Consider the following 22,211-nt stretch of genomic DNA (forward strand, 5'->3'; position numbering starts at 1 on the left):
CGAGCGGGGCGTGACCGCCCGTGCGCCGCGCGATCCGCGTCGCACGAGGCAACAAAAAGCGGCCCAGAAGGCCGCTTCGGTCGGGACATGAAAAAGAGCGCCACGCGCGCTCATGTCTCGGTCGCGCACCGCGTCGCCTGCCAGGCGAGCAGGCTCCAGCAGCCCTGCTCGTGGGTGTGGACCGACGTATAGGCAATCGGGAAGACCAGGCCGCCGTTGTTCGTTTCCATCTCGATCAACGCGCGCCCGGTGACGACGCAGGTTTCGTCGCCAACGGGCAACACGTCCTGCGACTGGATTTCGATCTGACGATAGCGGCGGCGGCCTGCGACGATGGCGTCGATGAACTGCTGCTTGGTTTCACGTTTGCCGTTGGTGTGAACAAAGAACACCTTGTCCGACAACAGCGCGTCGAGTGCCTCGCCGTCCCCGTCCACCATCGCCCGGAACCGATCGCGCTCGAGCGCGCGGATCGCATCGACCACCTTCGCCATCGCCTGACTCCTCGGCAACGCGCACGCCGTGCGCGGGCATGCGGATCAGAAGTTGTACTGCACGTAGAACTGGTGGAAATTTATACCAGGATTCGGCTCTTTGATACCCGCGTTAGACACATGTTGAAAACGGTAACCGACCTGATATTGTTGCCGTTCTCCGAACTGCGCGCCGACACCCACGACGTCCACGAACTGGAACGAGGTCCCCAGCGAAAGATGGGTGGAGATCGTCGGCGAAGTCAGGAAGCGGATGCCGGCGCCGGCCTCGACGAACGGGCGCACCTGGCCCGCGCTCTTGCTGAAGCGGAACATCGGCGTCGCGCCGATCTCGCCGAGTCCGCTGTGAACGTTGCCGCCCGTGTGCCAGTAGCCGACGTGGCCTTCCATCACGAACGTGAAGTGCCAGCCGCCGATTTCCCACCAGTTCCAGCCCGGATCCCACACCACGCCGAGATCGGCCTTGTCGATCCCGTGACGATCCGAAAACCCGCCGCCCGCCTGGATCCCCCATCGATCCGCAAATGCCGCGCCCGATCCGCCCAGAAGTGACGCCGCCAGCATCGCGTGCAGCGCAAGCCGGCTGCGGGGCCGGCGATTCTTCTTATTGTTCATCTGACACTCCAACTTTTTGGGTTGAATGGAGCCGGCCGCACCGGCCTGGCCCGAGCGAACTGAATGGTATGGTAAAGGACTTTTCGGATCGGCATCGCGAAGCGAAATGGCTTCCTTCCAAAACGACAAAAATCGAAATCGTCTACTGATTCCTATCAGAAACAACGGTTTACGGAACTTCGATTCGTCGCTTTGGTCGCAGATTAGACTATCGACTCGACTACTTCGATAGAAAACCGGGAACTCCGATGCCCACGCCCGCTCTAAGGAATTAGCACTCGGATTACGGGAGTGCTAAGATTGGCTCCGGTCTTTCATCCGAGACCCGGGGTTTGTCCCTGATTCCAAAGGAGTTTTTTAGTGAGCAACGCCCTGACCCTTCCGAACACCCTGAGCCCGACGCCGGCCAAGGCCGAATCGGCAGGCTCGCTGGCGCTCGCAGCTCAATCGATGTTGCCGGGCCAGCTGGGCAACATCGACGCGTATATCCAGGCCGTCAATCGCATTCCGCTGCTGACGCCGGAAGAGGAACGCCAGTACGCGACCGAATTCCGCGAAAACAACAACCTCGATTCGGCGCGCCGCCTCGTGCTGTCGCACCTGCGGCTCGTCGTGTCGATCGCGCGCAACTATCTCGGCTACGGCCTGCCGCACGGCGACCTGATCCAGGAAGGCAACATCGGCCTGATGAAGGCCGTGAAGCGCTTCGATCCGGCCCAGAACGTGCGTCTCGTGTCGTACGCGATCCACTGGATCAAGGCCGAGATCCACGAGTACATCCTGCGCAACTGGCGCATGGTGAAGGTCGCGACGACGAAGGCGCAGCGCAAGCTGTTCTTCAACCTGCGCAGCCACAAGAAGAGCATGCAGGCGATGACGCCCGAGGAAATCGACGGCCTCGCGCAGGAGCTCAACGTCAAGCGCGAAGACGTGTCCGAGATGGAAACGCGCCTGTCGGGCGGCGACATCGCGCTCGAAGGGCAGGTTGAAGACGGCGAGGAATCGTACGCGCCGATCGCCTACCTGGCCGACTCGCATAACGAGCCGACCGCCGTGCTCGCCGCGCGTCAGCGCGACACGTTGCAGACGGACGGCATCGCGCAGGCGCTCGACGCGCTGGACGCGCGCAGCCGCCGCATCATCGAGGCGCGCTGGCTGCACGTCGACGACGACGGCTCGGGCGGCTCGACGCTGCACGATCTCGCCGCCGAGTTCGGCGTGTCGGCGGAACGTATCCGCCAGATCGAAGCGAGTGCGATGAAAAAGATGCGCACCGCCCTCGCCGAATACGCATAAATCCCCGACGATTTAGAGCGCCTCATCGAAAACCGCTGCCCGACCGGCAGCGGTTTTTTTTCGCCCGTCTTTTGCGCGTGCTTTTCACGCGCTTCTCCGTTCGTTTCTCCGCCGATTAATTGACCTGATTCATCAGGTATTAGGCTGTTTGCGGCCCCCTTCCGCATAACCTTGATCTGCCTCAAGTTTCGGTCCGCGTTTCGCGACGGTCTGCCGCAGCGCAGCACTCGGCATCGGAAAGCAGTCCTTTTAAAATTGGCATGTCCGGCGCAAAAGGATTAAAACAGCTTCACGGCCGTCATAAATCCGACGTAAAGTCGCCCCAAAACCGACCTAAATCGATTCAGGATATTCGCCTTGATCTCGATCAATAAAGAGCCTGCGCCGCCTCCCCCGCGGCCGGCCGGCACGATCGGCTGGCGCGCGCGCATCGCCGCGTGGGCACGCGGCCCGACCCTCGCCCGCGACATCACCCTGGTGCTGATCGTCAAGTTGATCCTCCTGATGTCGCTCAAATACGCATTCTTCAATCATCCGCAGGCCGAGCACATGTCGCTTCCGCCTGCCGCCGTCGCCGAGAAGCTGCTTTCGGTGCCGGCGCCTGCACCCACCGAGGGAGACCACCATGATAAGTAGTGAAGTCGTCGATCTGTCACGTCTGCAGTTCGGCATCACGGCGCTCTACCACTTCCTGTTCGTGCCGCTGACACTCGGCCTGTCCTGGCTGCTCGTCATCATGGAAGCCGTCTACGTGATGACCGGCAAGCAGGTCTACAAGGACATGACCCAGTTCTGGGGCAAGCTGTTCGGGATCAACTTCGCGATGGGCGTGACGACCGGCATCACGCTCGAATTCCAGTTCGGCACGAACTGGTCGTACTACTCGCACTACGTCGGCGACATCTTCGGCGTGCCGCTCGCGGTCGAAGGCCTGATGGCGTTCTTCCTCGAATCGACGTTCGTCGGCCTGTTCTTCTTCGGCTGGAACCGCCTGTCGAAGGTCAAGCACCTGATCGTCACGTTCCTCGTCGCGCTGGGCTCGAACCTGTCCGCGCTGTGGATCCTCGTCGCGAACGGCTGGATGAACAACCCGGTCGGCGCCGAGTTCAACTACCAGACGATGCGCATGGAGATGACGAGCCTGTTCGACGTGCTGTTCAACCCGGTCGCGCAGGTGAAGTTCGTGCACACGGTGTCGGCGGGCTACGTATCGGCCGCGATGTTCGTGCTCGGCGTGTCGTCGTGGTATCTGCTGAAGAAGCGCGACGTCGACTTCGCGCTGCGCTCGTTCGCGGTCGCGGCCGGCTTCGGCCTCGCGGCGACGCTCTGCGTGATCGTGCTCGGCGACGAATCGGGCTATACGACCGGCGAAGTGCAGAAGATGAAGCTCGCCGCGATCGAATCCGAATGGGAAACGGCACCCGCGCCCGCTCCGTTCACGCTGATCGGCATTCCGAACCAGGAGGAACAGCGCACCGACTACGCGATCAAGATCCCGTACGCGCTCGGCCTGATCGCGACGCGCTCGATCGACGAGCCCGTCATCGGCCTCAAGGACCTGATGAAGCGTAGCGAGGAGCACATCCAGAGCGGGATGATCGCGTACGGCGCGCTGCAGAAGATCAAGGAAGGCGACACCAGCGCTGCGACGCACGAGCTGTTCGACCAGCACAAGCAGTATCTCGGCTACGGGCTGATGCTCAAGCAGTTCACGCCGAACGTGATCGACGCGACGCCCGAGCAGATCAAGGCCGCCGCGAAGAAGACGATCCCGCCGGTCGCGCCCGTGTTCTTCTCGTTCCGGATCATGGTGGCCCTCGGCTTCCTGTTCGTCGCGACGTTCGTTGCCGCGTTCTGGTTCTGCGCGCGCCGCGAACTGCTGCAGGACAACCGCCGCTGGTTCCTGCGCTACGCGGTGTGGGCAATCCCGCTGCCGTGGATCGCGATCGAATTCGGCTGGGTCGTCGCCGAGCTCGGCCGCCAGCCGTGGACGATCGCGGGCGTGCTGCCGACGCACCTGTCCGCATCGAGCCTGACGCCGACCGACCTGTACCTGAGCCTCGCGGGCTTCATCCTGTTCTATACCGTGCTGTTCGTCATCGAGATCAAGCTGATGTTCAAGTACGCGCGCCTCGGCCCGTCGTCGCTGCACACCGGCCGTTACCACCACGAACTCGCGGCCGCCAGCGAGCGCGCCCCGGCCTGAGCACGCACCCGAAACGGAACAAGGAATCGCTATGGACTATGCAACTCTCAAGCTGATCTGGTGGCTGCTCGTCGGCGTGCTGCTGATCGGCTTCGCCGTCACCGACGGCTTCGACATGGGGGCGACCGCGCTGCTGCCGTTCCTCGGCAAGACCGACGACGAGCGCCGCATCATCGTCAATACCGTCGGCGCGACGTGGGAAGGCAACCAGGTGTGGCTGATCACGGCCGGCGGCGCAATGTTCGCCGCCTGGCCGCTCGTCTACGCGGCGTCGTTCTCCGGCTTCTACTTCGCGATGCTGCTGGTGCTGTTCGCGCTGTTCTTCCGGCCGGTGGGTTTCGACTACCGCAGCAAGCGGCCCGACCCGCGCTGGAGAGCGGGCTGGGACTGGGGCCTGTTCGTCGGCGGCTTCGTGCCGGCACTCGTGTTCGGCGTCGCGTTCGGCAACCTGCTGCAGGGCGTGCCGTTCAAGTTCGACAGCGACCTGCGCGTGACCTACTACGGCAGCTTCTGGGCGCTGCTGAACCCGTTCGCGCTGCTGTGCGGGCTCGTCAGCCTCACGATGCTCGTCGCGCACGGCGCCGCGTTCATCAAGATGAAGACCGACGGCGTGATCGCACGCCGTGCGTCGATCGCGCTGCGCGTGTCGGCATTCCTCGCGGTCGTGCTGTTCGTGCTGGCGGGCGTGCTGATCGCCTCATATATCGGCGGCTTCCACATCACGCGCGCCGCGGCGACCGACACGGTCGCGAACCCGCTGCTCAAGGACGTCGCCGCCGGCTCGGGCCTGTGGCTCGCGAACTACAGCCAGTATCCGTGGATGATCGCGGCGCCCGTCGTCGGGATCGCGGGCGGCCTGCTCGCGCTGCTGCTCGCCGGCTCGAAGCAGGAGAAGACCGCGTTCTTCTGCACCGGGCTGATGATCACCGGCGTGATCCTGACCGCGGGCTTCTCGATGTTCCCGTTCATCATGCCGTCGTCGCTCGACCCGCGCAGCAGCCTGACCGTGTGGGATTCGACGTCGAGCCACATGACGCTGCAGGTGATGCTGTTCGCGGTGATCGTGTTCCTGCCGATCGTCCTGCTCTATACGAGCTGGGTGTATCGCGTGATGCGCGGCAAGGTCACGCACCAGACGCTCGAAGAGAACAAGCACTCGATGTATTGAACCGGGCCGGGGCGCGCAGGCGCCCCCGTCCACCGTTTCGCAAGGAGTCGGATCATGTGGTATTTCAGCTGGATTCTCGGTATCGGCGTCGCGCTGTCGTTCGGCATCGTCAACGCGATGTGGCTCGAAGCGCGGCAGAAGACGCAGGAAGCGCCCGTGCGGGCGCGCCGCGACTGACGTGCGACGCGTGCGGCGGATCGCACCGCCGCTGTCCGGACAGAACCTCGCTTCGCGCGAGGTTTTTTTTCGTCCCGGCCACGCGGACAGGCCCGGCACGCCGATGCCAATTTAGCGCCAGATTGATACCACTTGAATACCAATCAAAGGTTTCATAAGATCTTTGGACACGGCCGCTGACAGGCCGAATCCATCTGGTGGGGGAGACATGCGAATCCCGTATATGGCGCGCGCCTGCGCGCCGTGTCGTCATCCGTGGGCGGCCGCCGTCGCCGTCGTGCGCGCCCGGTCGAGCGCAGCCGGTTGCGGCCGCCACGCCGCCGCGGCGGTTGCCGCGCGCCGCCGATGAGCACGCGTACGCCACCCCACCGATCCGATCGGCACGCCTGCCCGCCCCCCGTTCCGTAACGCACGCCCCCGCGTGCCGAATGCGCGCGGTGCGGCCGCATCGCCCCGCGTGCAGTATCTCCCGCAGCTCCATTGAAAGACCCGAACGCAGCGACGTCGCTCCACGACGCCGCCACGCCCCCTTTTTTCTCAGGAGTTCGAATGAAGCGTACCTTGCCATCCTTGTTTGCCGGCCTGTTGATCGCGGCGCTGTCGCCGGTCGCGATCGGCGCGCAGCCTGCGTCGACCGCCGGCACCGCACCATCGGCAGCACAACCGGCCGCGCAACCGGCCAATCTCGCGGCGCTGCTGTCGAACGGCCTCGCGTTGCGCGTCGCCGTCGACAACAACCACGCGGCGGCCGCCGGCGTGCCGTGCGCCGATCTCGGCGCCGACGGCGCGGCCTGCGCGACGGGCCGCCTGATCCTGCAGAACCGCGGCCATCAGGCGATCGCCGACGGCGGCTGGAAGCTCTACCTGCACAGCATCCGCCGCCTGCTGCGGATCGACCGTCCGGGCTTCGCGCTGCGGCGGCTCACGGGCGACCTGTACGAACTGACACCGCAACCTGGCTCGGTGCGGCTTGCTCCGGGCGAACGTATCGAACTGCCGTTCGTCGCCGAATACTGGCTGTTGCGCTACAGCGACGTGATCCCGCGCCCGTACGTGGTCGTCGACGGCGCGCCGCCGGCCGTGCTTCGTTACAACGACACCGACGACGAGCTTCGCTACGTCGAATCGCTGCCGGCCGACGCGCAGAACAACTCGACCGGCAACGCGCCGCCCGTGGCGGCACGGCCCGACGCAACCCGTGCGCTGCCGAGCGTGAAGCGCGAGCAGCCGCTGCCCGGCACGCTCGACCTGCGCGGCGTCGAACTCGCGCTGCCCAACCTGCCGGACGCGCAGGTCGCGGCGCTGCGCGATCGCGCGACGACACTCGGGCTCGACGGCGCGCGCGTGCCGGTGTGGGGCGCGGTCGCGCCGCGCCGGCTGCCGGCCGACATCGCGACGCCGGGCGGCTACCGGCTCGCGATCGGGCCGCGCGGCGTGTTCATCGAGGGCTACGATCGCGCGGGCCTCTACTACGGCGTGCAGACGCTCTTCTCGCTCGCGCCGGCCGGCGGTGGCCCGATCCCGGCGATGCTCATCGAGGATGCGCCGCGCTTCACGCATCGCGGGATGCACGTCGACCTCGCGCGCAACTTCAAGCACCCGGCGACGCTGCGCCGCCTGATCGACCAGATGAGCGCGTACAAGCTCAACCGGCTGCACCTGCATCTGTCCGACGACGAGGGCTGGCGCATCGAGATTCCCGGCCTGCCCGAGCTGACCGAGATCGGGGGACGCCGCTGCCACGACCCGAGCGAAACGCGCTGCCTGCTGCCGCAGCTCGGCTCCGGCCCGGACAACCGCTCCGGCGGCGGCTACCTGACGCGTGACGACTACGTGGCGCTCGTGCGTTACGCGGCCGCGCATTTCGTCGAGATCATCCCCGAGATCGACATGCCCGCGCATGCACGCGCGGCCGTCGTGACGATGGAGGCGCGCTACCGCCGCCTGCATGCGGCCGGCCGCGAGCAGGAAGCGAATGCATACCGGCTGCTCGATCCGCAGGACACGTCGAACCTGACGACGGTGCAGTTCTACGACCGGCGCAGCGACCTGAACCCGTGCGTACCGGGCGCGCTCAATTTCGCATCGAAGGTGATCCGCGAGATCGCGGCGATGCATGCGGATGCGCAGGCGCCGCTGCACATCTGGCATTACGGCGGCGACGAGGCGAAGAACATCTTCCTCGGCGCGGGCTTCCAGCCGCTGAACGGCACCGATCCGAGCAAGGGGCGCATCGATCTCGCCGCGCAGGACAAACCGTGGGCGCGTTCGCCCGCGTGCACGGCGCTGCTCCAGCGCGGCGAGATCAAGTCGATCGACGAACTGCCGACGCGTTTCGCGCAACAGGTGAGCGCGGCAGTCAACGCGAACGGGATCGACACGATGGCCGCGTGGCAGGACGGCATCAAGCATGCGAACGGGCCGCAGGACTTCAGCACGCGTCACGTGATGGTGTCGCTGTGGGACACGATCTTCTGGGGCGCATCGGACAGCGCACGCGACCTGAGCGGCAAGGGCTACCTGACGGTGCTCGCGCTGCCCGACTACCTGTACTTCGACTTCCCGTACACGCTCAACCCGCGCGAGCGCGGCTACTACTGGGGCTCGCACGCGACGGACGAGTACAAGGTGTTCTCGCTCGCACCGGAGAACCTGCCGCAGAACGCCGAGGTGATGGGCGACCGTGACGGCAACACGTTCGAGGTCACGGGCACGGGCCCCGCGCCGCGCATCGAAGGCATGCAGGGGCAGGCGTGGGGCGAGGTGATGCGCAACGACACCTTCCTCGAATACATGGCCTATCCGCGGCTGCTCGCGCTCGCCGAGCGCGCGTGGCACCGGGCCGACTGGGAGCTGCCGTACGCGGCCGGCGTGCGCTACAAGCGCGGCGACACGCATCACGTCGACACGGCCGCGCTGCAGCGCGACTGGGCCGGTTTCGCGACGCTGCTCACGCAACGCGAATTGCCGAAGCTCGACCGGGCCGGCATCGGCTACCGGAAGCCGACCTTCACGCTGACGAACCCGTGAACGGCTGAGCGATTGAACGGTTGAGCGATACGCGATGCGGGCGAACGCATCGCGCAATCGCCCCGCCAAAGAAAAACGGCTTGCGACACATCGCAAGCCGTTTTCGTTTTGCCGGCCGGCCCGAACCCGTGTTGTGGATCAGGCCGGCTTCATCGCATCAGGCCGGCTGGGCGGCCGCCCCGCTGCCCGACGGCGGCAGGCGCGCGCCGAGCTGCTCGGCATAGCGTTGCGCCGCGTTGCCGCAGACGATGTGGAACGTGTCGAGCGACACCCACGCGACGTCGAGCGCGCCGAGACGATCGCGATCGACCGCCGACGGATCGCGCACGACGACGCGCAGGCGCGTGGTCGCGATCGCGTCGAGCGACACGACGTTGGTCGCCCCGCCAAACACCGCGAGCCAGCGGGCCGGCTCCGGATCGAGCGGGCCGGCGGCCGCGCCCGTGACGGGCTGCGCTGCGGCGGCCGTCGCCGTCGCTGCCGCGCCGGTCGCGCCGCTGCCGATCGCTGCGCGCATCTCGTCGGCGATGATGTCGGCCTCGGGCCCGATGATCACCTGCACGCTGTTGCCGCCGCGCTTGAGCACGCCGCGCGCGCCGATCGACTTCAGTTCCGGCTCCGAGACCTTCTCCGGATCGACGACGGTCAGGCGCAGACGCGTCGTGCATGCGTCGACGACCGACAGGTTGCCCGCGCCGCCGAGCGCGGCGATGTAGCGCTGCGCACGCGGCGCAGCCGCGGCGGCACCCGCAGCCGGTGCGACGAAGCCACCCGATGCGTACGATTCGACTGCCGCATCGGCCGATGCCGGCTCACGGCCCGGCGTTGCCATGTTGAACTTGCGGATGAAGAAGCGGAACAGCCCGTAGTACGCGGCGCCGTACGCGATGCCGAGCGGGATCGCGATCCAGCCCTTCGTCGACAGCCCGTAGTTCAGCACGTAGTCGATCGCGCCGGCCGAGAACGTGAAGCCGAGCTTCACGCCGAGGATCTGGCAGATCGCGAGCGACAGCCCCGTCAGCACCGCGTGGATCACGTACAGCACCGGCGCGAGGAACATGAAGCTGAATTCGATCGGCTCGGTCACGCCGGTCAGGAACGACGTGAGCGCCATCGAGAACAGCAGGCCGCCGACCATCGCGCGGCGCTCCTTCGGCGCCTCGTGCAGCATCGCGAGACACGCCGCCGGCAGGCCGAACATCATGATCGGGAAGAAACCGGCCATGAAGGTGCCCGCGGTCGGGTCGCCCGCGAAGAAGCGGTGCAGGTCGCCGTGCACGATATCGCCGCCGGCGGGCGGCGTGAAGTTGCCGAACACGAACCACGCGAGCGAGTTGATGATGTGGTGCAGGCCCGTGACGAGCAGCAGGCGGTTCAGGAAGCCGAACACGAACGCACCGATCGCGCCCGCCGTCGTCAGCCACTGGCCGGCCGCGTCGATCGCATGCTGGACCGGCTGCCAGACGTACCCGAACGCGATGCCGAGTATCACGCAGACCAGCCCCGTGATGATCGGCACGAACCGTTTGCCGCCGAAGAACGCAAGGTAGTCCGGCAGCTTGATGTCCTTGTAGCGGTTGTACAGCAAGCCCGCGACCACACCCGCGATGATCCCGGACAGCACGCCCATGTTCAGCTTGGGATCGATGTCCTTCATGATCGCGGTTTCGATCAGGTAGCCGATCGCGCCCGCGAGCGCCGCAACGCCGTTGTTGTCCTTCGCGAAGCCGACCGCCACGCCGATCGCGAACAGCAGCGGCAGGTTGTCGAAGATCGCACCGCCGGCGTCGGCGATCATCTTGATGTTGAACACGTCGGGCTGGCCGAGTCGCAGCAGAATGCCGGCAACCGGCAGTACCGCGATCGGTAGCATCAGCGCCCGTCCCAGGCCCTGTATTTTCAGAAACGGATTCCCGTTCATTCAGTCCTCCAATCCTTGTCTCGTCGTTAATCGTCGTTGACCTAATTGCGCTCTTGTACCGAAACGGGCCACGCGCCCGCCGTCGACGTTCAGTCGAGCGGCCAGACCTCGCGGCTTGCTGCCCTTACCGCCTGTGCCGAATCGAGTGCGAGCAGATCCTGCGCGCGCTGACGGCACAACTGGTAATCGAGACGGCGCACACGCGCCTTGATGCCCGGCACCGACACGGGGTCGACCGACAATTCGGTCACGCCGAGGCCCACCAGAATCGGCACCGCGAGCGGATCGCCGCCGAGCGCGCCGCACACGCCGACCCACTTGCCGTGCTTCCCGGCACCGCGCACCGCGATGTCGATCAGGCGCAGCACGGCCGGATGCAGGCCGTCGGACTGCGCGGCCAGATCGGCCTGGCAGCGGTCCATCGCGAGCGTGTACTGCGTCAGGTCGTTGGTGCCGATCGACAGGAAATCCGCGTGTTGCGCGAGCTGGTCGGCCAGCAGCGCGGCCGACGGCACTTCGATCATCACGCCGACCTCGATCGGCTCGGTGCGGCCCTGCGCGCGCGCGAATTCGTCGATGCGCTTTCTCAGCCGCACGAGTTCGCCCGCGTCGGTGACCATCGGCAGCAGGATGCGCACGGCGCCGAACGGCTTCACCGCGAGCAGGCCCTGCAACTGATCGTCGAGCAGATCGGGGCGCACCTGCGCGAGGCGGATGCCGCGCAGGCCGAGCGCCGGGTTCGGTTCGTGCGGCAGCGTCAGGTAGTCGACTTCCTTGTCGGCGCCGACGTCGAGCGTGCGGATGATCGCCGCGCGGCCCTGCAGCGCGTCGACGATCGACTGGTAGCTCTGCTGGTGTTCGGCGACCGTCGGCGCGGCCTGGCGATGGATGAACATCAGTTCGGTGCGCAGCAGGCCGACCGCGTCCGCGCCGTTGTCGACCGCGGTGTTCGCGTCGTCGAGCGTCGCGATGTTCGCGGCGACCTCGATCGCGCGACCATCGACCGTCTCGGCGGCAACGCCCGCCAGCTGCCGGTTCGCTTCGCGCACGCCGTCCAGGCGCTGGCGCTCGTGGCGCGCGCGCTCGACGTCGAGTGCGGTCGGCGCGTGTTCGAGACGGCCCGCGCTCGCATCGACGACGACCTGCGTGCCGTCCGGAATCGCGTACAGCGCATCACCGACCGCAACCAGCGCCGGAATGCCGAGTTGCCGCGCGATGATCGCCGCGTGCGACGTCGCGCCGCCGCGCGCCATCACGAGCGCGGTCACGCGCTGGCGATCGAGCGACGACAGGTCGGACGGCGTGAATTCCTCGGCCGCGAGCACGGCCTCGTCGGGCAGCGCACGGGCCGCGCCGTTCGTGTGGCCGAGCGCGCGCAGCACGCGCTTCTCGATGTCGCGCAGGTCGGCCGCGCGTTCGGCAAGCAATGCGTCGTCGAGCTTCGACAGCGTGTCGATCTGCGTGCGGATCGTCGCGCGCCACGCGAAGCCCGCACTCTTGCCGAGGCTGATCAGGTCGCGCGCCGCGTCGATCAGCGTCGGGTCCTCCAGCAGCACGCGATGCACCGCGAAGATGCCCGCCTCGCCGACCGCGCCGCGCGCCGACGCGTTGCGCACCGTTTCGTCGAGTTCGCCATCGACGGCCTTCAGCGCCTGGTCGAGCTGGCGGCTTTCCGCGGCCGGCGTGCCCGATGCCTGCTCGGGCGGCACGATTTCCGCGTCGTCGAGACGCACCAGCGTGCCGACCGCGATGCCGGGTGCCGCGCAGACGCCCGCGAGCGTGTTCGGATCGATGGGTGCGCCGACGTTGCGTGCAACCGTCTGCGGCGCGGGCGACCTCAGCCGCGCCGGTTTTTCCTCGACTTCGCCGTGCGCTTCGCGCAGCAGCTCGTGCTCGACCGCATCGACGGCCTGCTGCGCATGCGCGCCGCGACCGACGAGTTCGACCGTCGCGCCTTCGCCGGCGCCGAGGCCGAGCAGGCCGACGACGCTCGCGATCGACGCGTTGCGGCCGTCGAACCGCACGTCGACGGTCGCGTCGAACCCGCGCACGGCTTCGCGTGCACGCGCGGCCGGCCGCGCGTGCAGGCCGCCCGGCTGCGCCAGCACGATCTCGCGGCGCACTTCGTTGTGTGCCGCCGCGCCGGCCTGCGCCGCCTGTGCGGCGGCTTCGCCCTTGCCGCGCAATGCGAGCAGCGGCGTCTCGCCGGCCGTCGCGAAACCGCTTGCGCGGTCGACGACCTCGAACGCGTCGGAGTTCGCGATCGCGATCACCGACACGAGCGAATGTGCGCTGCGTGCGACCGTGTCCTGGTCGAACTCGATCAGCAGATCGCCCGCTTCGACGCGCGCGCCGGCCTCGACGTGCGCGGCGAAGCCCTGCCCGTTCAGCTCGACGGTGTCGATGCCGATGTGCAGCAGCACTTCCGCGCCTTGCGGCGTCGTGATCGTCACCGCGTGGCCCGTGCGCGCGAGATGCGACACGATGCCCGCGCACGGCGCGACGAGCTTGCCTGCGAGCGGATCGATGCCGATGCCGTCGCCGAACATCCCGCCGGAGAACACCGGATCGGGCACGTCGGCCAGCGCGACGATCGGCCCCGTCAGCGGGGCAAGCAGGACGATCTGATCGTGGGTGGGGCTCTTCAACTGGGACTCCTCGGCGCGTCTCATCGGCTGTCTCGGCTATCAGTGCGTTTCGGTGACTTTGTTCAGGTGGCGCGGCGTGTCGGGATTGCGGCCGCGCGCGACGGCGAGATCCGCTGCCATCACGTAGAACGAAAGAATGGCGGCGATCGGGTCGAGCGCCGAATGGGCGGACTGCGCGAGCGGCAGCGTCGCGCCGGGCGTGCCGGCGGGCGCCGCGAGCAGCACGGCGGCGCCGCGTGCGCGCATGTCTTCAGCAAGCTGCAGGAGGCCGGCCTGCTCGGGCCCCGGCGGCGCGAACACGAGCAGCGGATAGTCGCGGTCGATCAGCTCCATCGGGCCGTGGCGAACCTCGGCGCTCGAGAACGCCTCGGCCTGGATGCCGGACGTTTCCTTCAGTTTCAGTGCAGCTTCCTGCGCGATGGCCAGACCGAGGCCGCGGCCGATGACGATCATTCGCTCGATGCCCTCGAGCGCGGCGACGGCCGGCGACCAGTCGAGGCGGCCGGCCTGCGCGAGCACGTCGGGCAGGCCGCGCAGCGCGCTCACCAGCGCGGCGTCGCGCTGCCAGTAGGCAACGATCTGCGCGGACAGCGACAGCATCGCGATATAGCTCTTCGTCGCGGCGACCGACAGTTCGGGGCCGGCGAGCAGCGGCAACTGATGCTCGCACGCGTCGGCGAGCGGCGACGGCAGCACGTTCACGGCGGCGACGGTGCGCGCGCCGGCTTCGCGCAGCGCGGCCATCGTATTGACGAGATCGGGGCTCTTGCCCGACTGGGAGAATGCGATCGCGAGCTGGTCCTGCACCTTCAGCGGCGCCTGCTGCAGCGTCGCGACCGACATCGGCAGCGAGGCGACCGGCACGCCGAGGCGGCTCATCGTCAGGCTCGCGAAATAGCTCGCTGCGTGATCCGAGCTGCCGCGTGCGACCGTCAGCGCGACAGCCGGCGGGTGATCGAGCAATTGGCCGGCGAGCGCTTCGACGCGCGTGGTGTCGGCGATCTGCGCGGCGACGACCTGGGCGGACTCGCGCGCTTCCTTAAGCATATTCGACAATCGATTCTCCTTCGACGTAGGTCGCGGTGAGGTTCAGGTCGCGATCGAACACCGCGAGGTCGGCCCATGCGCCGCGCTCGAGGCGGCCGCGATCGGCGACGCCGAGGTAGTCGGCCGCATAACGCGACATCCGGTTCGACACGTCGGCGATCGGCAGGCCGAGCGACACGAGGTTGCGCAGCGCCTGGTCCATCGTCAGCGTGCTGCCGGCGAGCGTGCCGTCGGCCAGCCGCACGCCGCCGAGGCACTTCGTCACGTGCTGGCTGCCGAGCCGGTATTCGCCGTCGGGCATGCCCGTTGCGGACGTGCTGTCGGTCACGACGTACAGGCGCGGAATCGCGCGCAGCGCGGCACGAATCGCACCCGGGTGCACGTGCAGCAGGTCGGGAATGATTTCCGCGTATTCGGCATGCGCCAGCGCCGCGCCCACCAGGCCCGGGTTGCGGTGATGCAGCGGCGACATCGCGTTGAACAGGTGCGTGAAGCCGCAAGCGCCGTGCTTGAGCGCGGCGACGGCGTCGTCGTAGGTCGCGAGCGAGTGGCCGAGCTGCACGCGCACGCCGCGCGCGGCCATCTCGCCGATGATCTCGATGTGGCCGGCGATTTCCGGTGCGAGCGTGACGACCCGGATCGGCGCGATCGACAGGTACTTCAGCACTTCGTCGAGCACGGCCGACACGGCCGCGTCGGGCTGCGCGCCGAGCTTGCCGGGGTTGATGTACGGCCCTTCGAGGTGCACGCCAAGCACGCGCGCGCCGCCCGGCGTGCGGGTGCGAGCGACGGTGCCGAGGTTGCCGACGACTTTCATGAGTTCGTCGCGCGGCGCGGTCATCGTCGTCGCGAGCAGGCTCGTCGTGCCGAATTGCGCGTGCGTGCGGGCGATCGTCTCGATCGCGTCGCCGCCTTCCATCACGTCGGCGCCGCCGCCGCCGTGCACGTGCAGGTCGATGAAACCCGGCAGGATGTACGGCGCGTCGTTCTTCGCGGGATCGACGGGCTTGCCGTCGAGCGTGGTGATGCGGCCGTTCTCGCTATCGAGCGAACCGTGAATCCAGCCGTCGGGGGTGAGGATGTTTCCAGTCAGCATGACGTTCTCTTGATGATCTGGTGACGCGGGCATCCGCGTCGTGATTTGCAAATCCGTGTCGTTACTTCGCGCCTGTCGCGCGCGGGCAGTCTCGCGCGTCAGCGTTTCAGTTCGGCGACGAAGTCGTAATAGTCGTCGCGGCAATACGTTTCGGATACTTCGATCGCGCGCTGGTCGGCACCGTAGCCGATGCGCGTGATCACGAGCAGCGCCGAGCCGGGCTTCACCGCCATCCATTTCGCGATCGCGTGCGTCGCGTTCGCCGCGCGAAAGTGCTGCAGCGCGCGTACGACGGTCATCCCGCGCGCTTCGAGGTATTCGTACAACGACGCGCCGAGCGCCTGCGGATCGGGCACCACCGCGGCCGGCAGCGTCGAATGCTCGACCGCCATCACGATGCCGTCCGCGCGGCGCAGCCGTTCGAGCCGCGCCACCGTCGCGCCGGGCGCGAGACCGAGACGCGTGAGCTCGTCGCGGGTGGCGGCGCGCAGCGTGCGCGACAGCCATACCGAATCGGGCACGAAACCGCGCTGCCGCATCTTCGCGGTGAAGCCGACGAGACGCGACAGCGGATCGGCGACGCGCGGCGTGATGAAGCTGCCCGCGCCGCGCGCCCGCTTGATCAGCCCCTGCTCGACCAGCAGCGCGAGTGCGCGGCGTGCCGTGATCCGCGATACGCCGACCGACACCGACAGCAGCCGCTCCGACGGCAGCGCCTCGCCGGCCTGCCACGCGCCGCCGTGTATCGCGCTCGCCAGGTTGCGGGCGAGCTGCAGATAAAGCGGCGTGTCGATGAGCGGATCGGGCGCCAGTTCGGACCAGCTGGTTTCCATGTGTCTCCGGGTGTCGGACAACGACCTCGGGCCGTCGAAAGTGAACGCATTATATAACCACCATAATACCAGTCAACGAAGTGGTATTAGCGGTGCGAAAATCGCCGGAAGCCTTGCCCGGCAAGCGTTTTAGTATCGACAAAGCCTTTGTTTACAACGCAGTGCGGGATAGGGATTTACCCGGATTGGTATGCAAGGGGACGGTTCCGGTACGCGCCCCGGCCGGATTTTGGGTACGAATATGAGACCGGAATAGAACCAGTTGAGCCGACTGGTATGCATCGCACAAGCCGGCCCGATGCCGACGCGTCAGTGGAATTCGCGGCTCGACGTGCGCAGGCCGCCGAGCAGCGGCGTCAGATCCTCGAAATGCTGCGCGACGAGGTGCCTCACGTCGCTCGCGACCTGCCACACGCCGGACGCGGCGAGCAGCCGCGAATCGAGCGTTTCGCGGCGCTGCCGCGCGAGCAGCTCGGGCCGGACGATCACGTTCACGCAGCCCGTTTCGTCCTCGAGCGTCATGAACATCACGCCTTTCGCGGTGCCCGGCATCTGCCGCGCGGTCACGAGCCCGCATGCGCGGGCGAGCCGGCCGTCGGGACGGTCGTGCAGTTCGGCCGCGGACGACAGCCGCCGCGCGCGCAGCGCGGGCCGCAGCAGCGCGACCGGGTGGCGGTTCAACGTGAGGCCGGTGGTGTGATAGTCGGCAAGGATGTCGTCGCCCTCCGACGGCGCGCCGAGCACCGGCTTCTCCGTTTCGTCGATCGGCGCGGCCGCGAGCAGGTCGCGCTCCGGCGCCGCGGCGACGGCCTGCCACAGTGCATCGCGGCGATGGCCGGCGAGCGTCGCGAGCGCGTTCGCGGCGGCGAGCGCTTCGAGATCGCGGCGTTCGAGCTGCGCGCGGCGCGCCAATGTGTCGACGGTCTCGAAGCGGCCGGCCGCGCGCGCGATTTCGATGCGCCGCGCGGCCGCCTCGCCGAGACCGCGCACGAGCGAAAGGCCGAGCCGCACCGCCGGCTGGCCGTGCGGCGGCGGCTGATCGGGCAGCGCTGCGAGCGACGCTTCCCAGTTGCTTTGCGTGACGTCGATCGGCAGCACCTGCACGCCGTGCCGCTTCGCGTCCTGCACGAGTTGCGACGGCGGATAGAAACCCATCGGCTGGCTGTTCAGCAGCGCGGCGAGGAAGATCGCCGGTTCGTGGCATTTGAGCCAGCTGCTGGCATAGGCGAGCTTCGCGAAACTGGCCGCGTGGCTCTCGGGGAAACCGTAATCGCCGAAGCCCTTGATCTGCTCGAAGATCTGTTCGGCGAATTCGGGCGGATAGTCGCGCTCGCGCATCCCGTCGACGATCTTGCGGTGATACTGCTCCAGATTGCCCTTGCGCTTCCACGCGGCCATCGCGCGACGCAGTTCGTCGGCCTCGCCGGGCGTGAAACCAGCCGCGATCATCGCGATCTGCATCACCTGCTCCTGGAAGATCGGTACACCCTGCGTGCGTTCGAGTGCGGGCTTCAGGTCTTCCTTCGGGTAACTGACTTTCTCGATGCCCTGGCGCCGTTTCAGATAGGGGTGCACCGCGCCACCCTGGATCGGCCCCGGCCGCACGATCGCGACCTCGATCACCAGATCGTAATAGGTGCGCGGCCGCAGGCGCGGCAACATCGACATCTGCGCGCGCGATTCGATCTGGAACACGCCGACCGTATCGGCGCGGCAAATCATGTCGTAGGTCGCTTCATCGTCCTGCGGAATGTGCTTCAGCGTGAACGGCTCGCCGTCCGGCTCCGGCGGCCCGCGCCACGCGGTGCGCATGTCGAACGCACGATGCAGCGCCGACAGCATGCCGAGCGCGAGCACGTCGACTTTCATCAACCCGAGCGCTTCGAGATCGTCCTTGTCCCACTGGATCACGCGCCGCCCGTCCATCGCCGCGTTCTCGACCGGCACGAGCCGCGTGAGCTTGCCGCGGCTGATCACGAAGCCGCCCGAGTGCTGCGACAGGTGGCGCGGAAAGTTGAGCAATCGCCCCGACAGTTCGGCCCATGCGCGAATCATCGGCGTCGCCGGGTCGAGCCCGGTCGTCGCGAATTGCTGCAGCAGATCGCGGCTGCCGTCGAACCAGCGATGCCCCTTCGCGACACGGTCGATCAGCATCGGATCCACACCGAGCGCCTTGCCGGTTTCGCGCAGCACGCCGCGCGGACGATAGGTCGAAACGGCCGCCGCGATTGCCGCGCGATCCTTGCCGTATTTCCTGTAGATATGCTGAATGACTTCTTCCCGGCGCTGATGCTCGAAGTCAACGTCGATATCGGGCGGCTCGCCGCGCTCCTCGCTGATGAAGCGCTCGAACAGCATCGTGCTCTGTTCGGGATTCACCTCGGTGATGCCGAGGCAGAAACAGACGACCGAGTTCGCTGCCGAGCCTCGGCCCTGGCAAAGAATGTTCTGGCTGCGCGCGTATTTGACGATGTCATAGACGGTCAGGAAGAACGGTTCGTAACGCAGCTTCTCGATCAATGCCAACTCGTAGTCGATCCGCTCCTGCACGTGCTCGGGTATCGTTCCGGAGTAACGTTGAAGTGCACCGTCCCGAGTCTCCTGCTTGAGGTAACTCGTTGGTGTATGCCCCTTCGGCACGATCTCGTCGGGATACTCGTAGCGAAGCGTGCCGAGGTCGAAATGACACGCATCGAGAATCGCGCAGGTCTCCGCGATCTCCTCCGGCGAAAACAGCTTCGCGATCCGTCCGCGCGAACGCAGATGCTGCTCCGCATTCGGCGCAAGCGCATAACCGCACTCCGAAACCGGCATGCCGACGCGGATCGCCGTCATCACATCCTGCAGCGCCTTGCACGAACGCCGGTGCATCGTCACATCGCCGAGTGCAACGACGCGCACGCCACGCCGCTCGCCCGCCGCGCGAATCTCCTCGCGCTGCACACCATCCAGCGCGCGCTGCAATTGCACGAGCCCAAGCCGCGCACGCTCGCCGAACGTCGCACGAAACCATGCGACCTGCGCATCGAGCACGTTCGCGCGAACCGGATACGCGGGGACAAGAATCGCGAAGCAATCCGGCACCCCGCGCAGATGTGCGAATTCCTCGGGGGGTGCCGACAGCATCCGCGACGTCAGCTTGTAGGTGCCCTTCGGCGATGCCATCCGCCGCCACGAAATCAGCTCGGACAGGTTGCCGTAACCCTCGCGGTTCTGCGCAAGCAACACGAGCCCGAACGCACCGGGGCCCGGATCGTGGCCGGGCGCGACTTCATCCGGCGTGACGTCGAAATACGAACCGATGACGAGCGGCAGCCCCGGCAGCCCTTTCGCCTTTGCCTCTGCCTTCGCCGCGACATGCATGCGTGGTGCGCCTGCGAGCGAGCATTCGTCGGTGATCGCGATCCCGCGATAGCCGAGCTCGATCGCACGCTCGACCAGTTCTTCCGCATGCGACGCGCCATGCAGGAACGAAAAGTTCGAACGGCAGAACAACTCCGCGTAGTCAGGAAGAAACTTGAATTCCGCAGCCATCACCGCTCACCCGAACAGGCCGTGCAGGAACCAGCGCGGCTCGGACTCGCTCCCCGCTCGCTCCCTGAACACCCAGTAGCACGCACCGGCTTCATCCTGCGCAACGTGGTAATCGCGCGCGGCAAGCTGACCGTCGAACCACCCGGCCTCGATCCGCTCGGGCGACGACATCATCCTGAGCGGCGTATGAAATACCGGCCGGTTCTCGCGCATCAACAACGGCTGCGGCTCGGCCAGCAGCCACGCGGGACGCGGCGGCACGGCCGGCGGCCCGCCGGCCGGCTTGCCGGCCTGCGCATCGAGCGGCAGCCAGCGGTTCGCGGCCTCGGGCCGGTGATCGGCAACCGGCGCCGCGCGCAGCACGTTCTCCGCGCCGAGCCGCGCGGCCAGCAACTCGAACAGCCGCGCACGCGTCTCGCGCGTGCCGCCCGGCTCGGGAAAAAGATCGTCGGCCGGCGGCGCGACCGATTCGACGCGCGTGGCCTTCAGACGCACCGCGATCACCGCGGCCGGCAACTCGACGCGCGCGAGCCGCTCGCCGAGCAGCCGCATGAAGTGCACCTCGTCGCGCACGGGCGCGGCGAACGCGAGTTCGAGCGGCGTCGGCGGCACGGCCTGACGGCCGCGCTCGTGCTCGAGATCGAACGTCATCGCGGCCAGCGACAGTTGCCGCGCGGCCAGCCAGCCGCAGAGCTGCACGACGAGCCGCCGCGCGGCGAACAGCACGGCTTCCGCGTATTCGACCCGCTCCGGCAATTCGAGCCGCACGTCGAACACGGGCGGCACCGCCATCCATGCAAGCGGCTCGACCGCCTCGCCGTATGCGCGGTCGAGCGCGGCCAGCAGCGCGGGACCGCAGCGGCGCTGCAGCCCCGCGCGCGGCAGGCCGCGCAGATCGGCGAGCGTGCGGCACCCGAGGCCGTCGAACCAGCCCGCATACGGACGCGCATCGGGCAACAGCACACAGGGCAGCCCGTCGAGCGAGCGGACGAGCGAGGCCTGACCGGCGACGCGGCGCCGGATGCGCGCACGGGCCGACGTGCGCGCGAGCAGCCACGCGCCGCGCCCGGTCGGTGCGGCGGACAGGCGCGCCGCGTAGCCGAGCGCCGCGAGCGTCGCGCGCACCTGGCGGCACAGCGACGGCAGGCCGCCGAACAGGCGCAGGCTCGGGCCGACGTCGACGATCAGCGTGGCTTCGTCGTCGAGCGCGACGCACGGCGAGAAACGCAGCAACGCGAGCGCGACCGCGCGCAGCGCATCGGCCTCGCGCGCGGGATCGCGTTCGACGAGTTGCGTCTCGGGCGCGAGCGTCAGCACGCCGCCGCGCTTCATGCCCGCGCGCACGCCGTGCCGCTGCGCGAGCGCATCGGCGATCAGCACGACGCCCTGCTCGAGCACCGCGCAGCCGGCGGCGCCGGCCTCCGCGTCAGACGGCTGCGGGGCGCACACGTCGAGCGGCAGGCGCGGCAGATGGATGCCGAGCAAGACGCGCATAACGACTCTCCACGATGGGCGACGGCAGGTCGAGCGCGAGCGGCTCGCTGCGTGCGGGCCCGCGACGCTTGACGATGTCGAGCGAGACGCCGCCCGGCACGGGATACAGCGCGACGCGCAGCACGGCCGGCGACGGCTGCCGCGCGGCCGACAGCGGGCGCAGCATCACGAACAGCGTGTCGCCCGTGCGCGCGGCCGCGAGATGCAGGCGCCGCAGCGCATCGGGCCGCGCGTCCTGCCAGAGCAGCAGCGCGCCGCAGCAGCCGGTCTTGAGCGCCTGCTCGGCGGCCCACAATGCATCCGTGCGGCTGCCGGCGCGCAGCCACAGCAGCGCGTCGGCCGGCACGCCGAGACTGGCGAGCGCGGTCGCATGCGGCGATTGCGGCGGCGCGACGAGCGCGAGCGGACGCCGGGCGCTGACGGTGCGCGCGAGCGCGGGCGCGAGCAGCCGCATCTCGCCGCAACCCGGCTGCGCGGCCAGCAGTTCGACGAGCCCGCCGACCGGCCAGCCGCCGCCCGGCAGTTCGGCGGTCAGCGACGCGAAGCCGGTATCGATCGTGCGCGGGCCGCCGCGCGCGAGCTGCGAGCCGCGCCAGAGCGACGGATGAAGGGATTCGGGGGAAATGGAGGATGCGAGCATGACGCCACCCAC

At 67.9% G+C, this 22,211-nt stretch carries 16 protein-coding genes; 6 read left to right on the forward strand and 10 right to left on the reverse strand.

Features of this window, described 5'->3' with window-relative positions; genetic code table 11:
* Nucleotides 1-110: 110 nt before the first annotated feature.
* Both H3H55_RS15235 and H3H55_RS15240 read right to left on the reverse strand, forming a co-directional pair.
* Nucleotides 111-494 carry a nuclear transport factor 2 family protein gene (locus H3H55_RS15235; protein WP_193099138.1) on the reverse strand — a complete coding sequence of 128 codons (384 nt, stop codon included), beginning with the start codon at nt 492-494 and terminating at the stop codon, nt 111-113.
* A 45-nt stretch (nt 495-539) separates the two neighbouring features.
* A complete protein-coding gene (locus H3H55_RS15240; RefSeq protein WP_193099501.1) occupies nt 540-1,109 on the reverse strand; it encodes an acyloxyacyl hydrolase in 570 nt (189 codons plus the stop codon).
* A 360-nt stretch (nt 1,110-1,469) separates the two neighbouring features.
* Here H3H55_RS15240 and rpoH point away from each other — a divergent pair, with 360 nt between their 5' ends.
* From rpoH to H3H55_RS15270, 6 genes are all read left to right on the forward strand, one after another.
* Entirely contained in the window at nt 1,470-2,405 is a 936-nt protein-coding gene (rpoH, locus tag H3H55_RS15245) for an RNA polymerase sigma factor RpoH (RefSeq protein WP_129513016.1), read from the forward strand.
* 357 nt (nt 2,406-2,762) lie between these two features.
* A complete protein-coding gene (cydP, locus tag H3H55_RS15250) occupies nt 2,763-3,041 on the forward strand; it encodes a cytochrome oxidase putative small subunit CydP (protein ID WP_048246999.1) in 279 nt (92 codons plus the stop codon).
* The gene (locus tag H3H55_RS15255) at nt 3,031-4,611 is read left to right on the forward strand and encodes a cytochrome ubiquinol oxidase subunit I (RefSeq protein WP_193099140.1); all 1,581 of its coding nucleotides are present in this window, start codon (nt 3,031-3,033) and stop codon (nt 4,609-4,611) included. The genes cydP and H3H55_RS15255 overlap by 11 nt, the downstream gene beginning before the upstream one ends.
* 31 nt (nt 4,612-4,642) lie before the next feature.
* Nucleotides 4,643-5,779: a cytochrome d ubiquinol oxidase subunit II gene (cydB, locus tag H3H55_RS15260; protein ID WP_129513018.1), complete on the forward strand. Its 1,137-nt coding sequence runs from the start codon at nt 4,643-4,645 to the stop codon at nt 5,777-5,779.
* A 54-nt stretch (nt 5,780-5,833) separates the two neighbouring features.
* Nucleotides 5,834-5,956, forward strand: coding sequence for a cytochrome bd-I oxidase subunit CydX (cydX, locus tag H3H55_RS15265; protein ID WP_006477761.1), 123 nt, complete (start codon nt 5,834-5,836; stop codon nt 5,954-5,956).
* A gap of 549 nt (nt 5,957-6,505) precedes the next feature.
* Entirely contained in the window at nt 6,506-8,986 is a 2,481-nt protein-coding gene (locus H3H55_RS15270) for a family 20 glycosylhydrolase (protein ID WP_193099142.1), read from the forward strand.
* Nucleotides 8,987-9,143: 157 nt separating this feature from the next.
* On the opposite strand, the gene nagE is transcribed toward H3H55_RS15270, so the two are convergent.
* The 8 genes from nagE to imuA all read right to left on the reverse strand — a co-directional run bounded on the left by nagE (nt 9,144) and on the right by imuA (nt 22,199).
* A complete protein-coding gene (nagE, locus tag H3H55_RS15275; RefSeq protein ID WP_129513020.1) occupies nt 9,144-10,907 on the reverse strand; it encodes an N-acetylglucosamine-specific PTS transporter subunit IIBC in 1,764 nt (587 codons plus the stop codon).
* 89 nt (nt 10,908-10,996) lie between these two features.
* The gene (gene ptsP, locus H3H55_RS15280) at nt 10,997-13,579 is read right to left on the reverse strand and encodes a phosphoenolpyruvate--protein phosphotransferase (protein ID WP_193099143.1); all 2,583 of its coding nucleotides are present in this window, start codon (nt 13,577-13,579) and stop codon (nt 10,997-10,999) included.
* Between the two features lie 15 nt (nt 13,580-13,594).
* A complete protein-coding gene (locus tag H3H55_RS15285) occupies nt 13,595-14,602 on the reverse strand; it encodes an SIS domain-containing protein (RefSeq protein WP_048247009.1) in 1,008 nt (335 codons plus the stop codon).
* Nucleotides 14,595-15,698, reverse strand: a complete 1,104-nt coding sequence (nagA, locus tag H3H55_RS15290; protein WP_048247011.1) for an N-acetylglucosamine-6-phosphate deacetylase — start codon at nt 15,696-15,698, stop codon at nt 14,595-14,597. The genes H3H55_RS15285 and nagA overlap by 8 nt, the downstream gene beginning before the upstream one ends.
* A 98-nt stretch (nt 15,699-15,796) precedes the next feature.
* Complete coding sequence (locus H3H55_RS15295; protein WP_129513022.1) at nt 15,797-16,531, reverse strand: GntR family transcriptional regulator; 735 nt, start codon at nt 16,529-16,531, stop codon at nt 15,797-15,799.
* Between the two features lie 309 nt (nt 16,532-16,840).
* Nucleotides 16,841-20,065: an error-prone DNA polymerase gene (locus H3H55_RS15300; protein ID WP_193099145.1), complete on the reverse strand. Its 3,225-nt coding sequence runs from the start codon at nt 20,063-20,065 to the stop codon at nt 16,841-16,843.
* Nucleotides 20,066-20,071: 6 nt separating this feature from the next.
* Complete coding sequence (locus H3H55_RS15305) at nt 20,072-21,559, reverse strand: Y-family DNA polymerase (RefSeq protein ID WP_193099147.1); 1,488 nt, start codon at nt 21,557-21,559, stop codon at nt 20,072-20,074.
* Nucleotides 21,492-22,199, reverse strand: a complete 708-nt coding sequence (gene imuA, locus H3H55_RS15310) for a translesion DNA synthesis-associated protein ImuA (RefSeq protein WP_048247021.1) — start codon at nt 22,197-22,199, stop codon at nt 21,492-21,494. The genes H3H55_RS15305 and imuA overlap by 68 nt, the downstream gene beginning before the upstream one ends.
* Nucleotides 22,200-22,211: the final 12 nt, after the last annotated feature.

The sequence above is a fragment of the Burkholderia sp. Z1 genome, assembly GCF_014893795.1.
Lineage (GTDB): Bacteria > Pseudomonadota > Gammaproteobacteria > Burkholderiales > Burkholderiaceae > Burkholderia > Burkholderia theae.

Coding starts and splice junctions, on each gene's coding strand:
- H3H55_RS15235 (WP_193099138.1), bottom strand. CDS start 494: ATGGCGAAGGTGGTCGATGCGATCCGCGCGCTCGAGCGCGATCGGTTC.
- H3H55_RS15240 (WP_193099501.1), bottom strand. CDS start 1,109: ATGAACAATAAGAAGAATCGCCGGCCCCGCAGCCGGCTTGCGCTGCAC.
- H3H55_RS15255 (WP_193099140.1), top strand. CDS start 3,031: ATGATAAGTAGTGAAGTCGTCGATCTGTCACGTCTGCAGTTCGGCATC.
- cydB (WP_129513018.1), top strand. CDS start 4,643: ATGGACTATGCAACTCTCAAGCTGATCTGGTGGCTGCTCGTCGGCGTG.
- cydX (WP_006477761.1), top strand. CDS start 5,834: ATGTGGTATTTCAGCTGGATTCTCGGTATCGGCGTCGCGCTGTCGTTC.
- H3H55_RS15270 (WP_193099142.1), top strand. CDS start 6,506: ATGAAGCGTACCTTGCCATCCTTGTTTGCCGGCCTGTTGATCGCGGCG.
- nagE (WP_129513020.1), bottom strand. CDS start 10,907: ATGAACGGGAATCCGTTTCTGAAAATACAGGGCCTGGGACGGGCGCTG.
- ptsP (WP_193099143.1), bottom strand. CDS start 13,579: ATGAGACGCGCCGAGGAGTCCCAGTTGAAGAGCCCCACCCACGATCAG.
- H3H55_RS15285 (WP_048247009.1), bottom strand. CDS start 14,602: ATGCTTAAGGAAGCGCGCGAGTCCGCCCAGGTCGTCGCCGCGCAGATC.
- nagA (WP_048247011.1), bottom strand. CDS start 15,698: ATGCTGACTGGAAACATCCTCACCCCCGACGGCTGGATTCACGGTTCG.
- H3H55_RS15295 (WP_129513022.1), bottom strand. CDS start 16,531: ATGGAAACCAGCTGGTCCGAACTGGCGCCCGATCCGCTCATCGACACG.
- H3H55_RS15300 (WP_193099145.1), bottom strand. CDS start 20,065: ATGGCTGCGGAATTCAAGTTTCTTCCTGACTACGCGGAGTTGTTCTGC.
- H3H55_RS15305 (WP_193099147.1), bottom strand. CDS start 21,559: ATGCGCGTCTTGCTCGGCATCCATCTGCCGCGCCTGCCGCTCGACGTG.
- imuA (WP_048247021.1), bottom strand. CDS start 22,199: ATGCTCGCATCCTCCATTTCCCCCGAATCCCTTCATCCGTCGCTCTGG.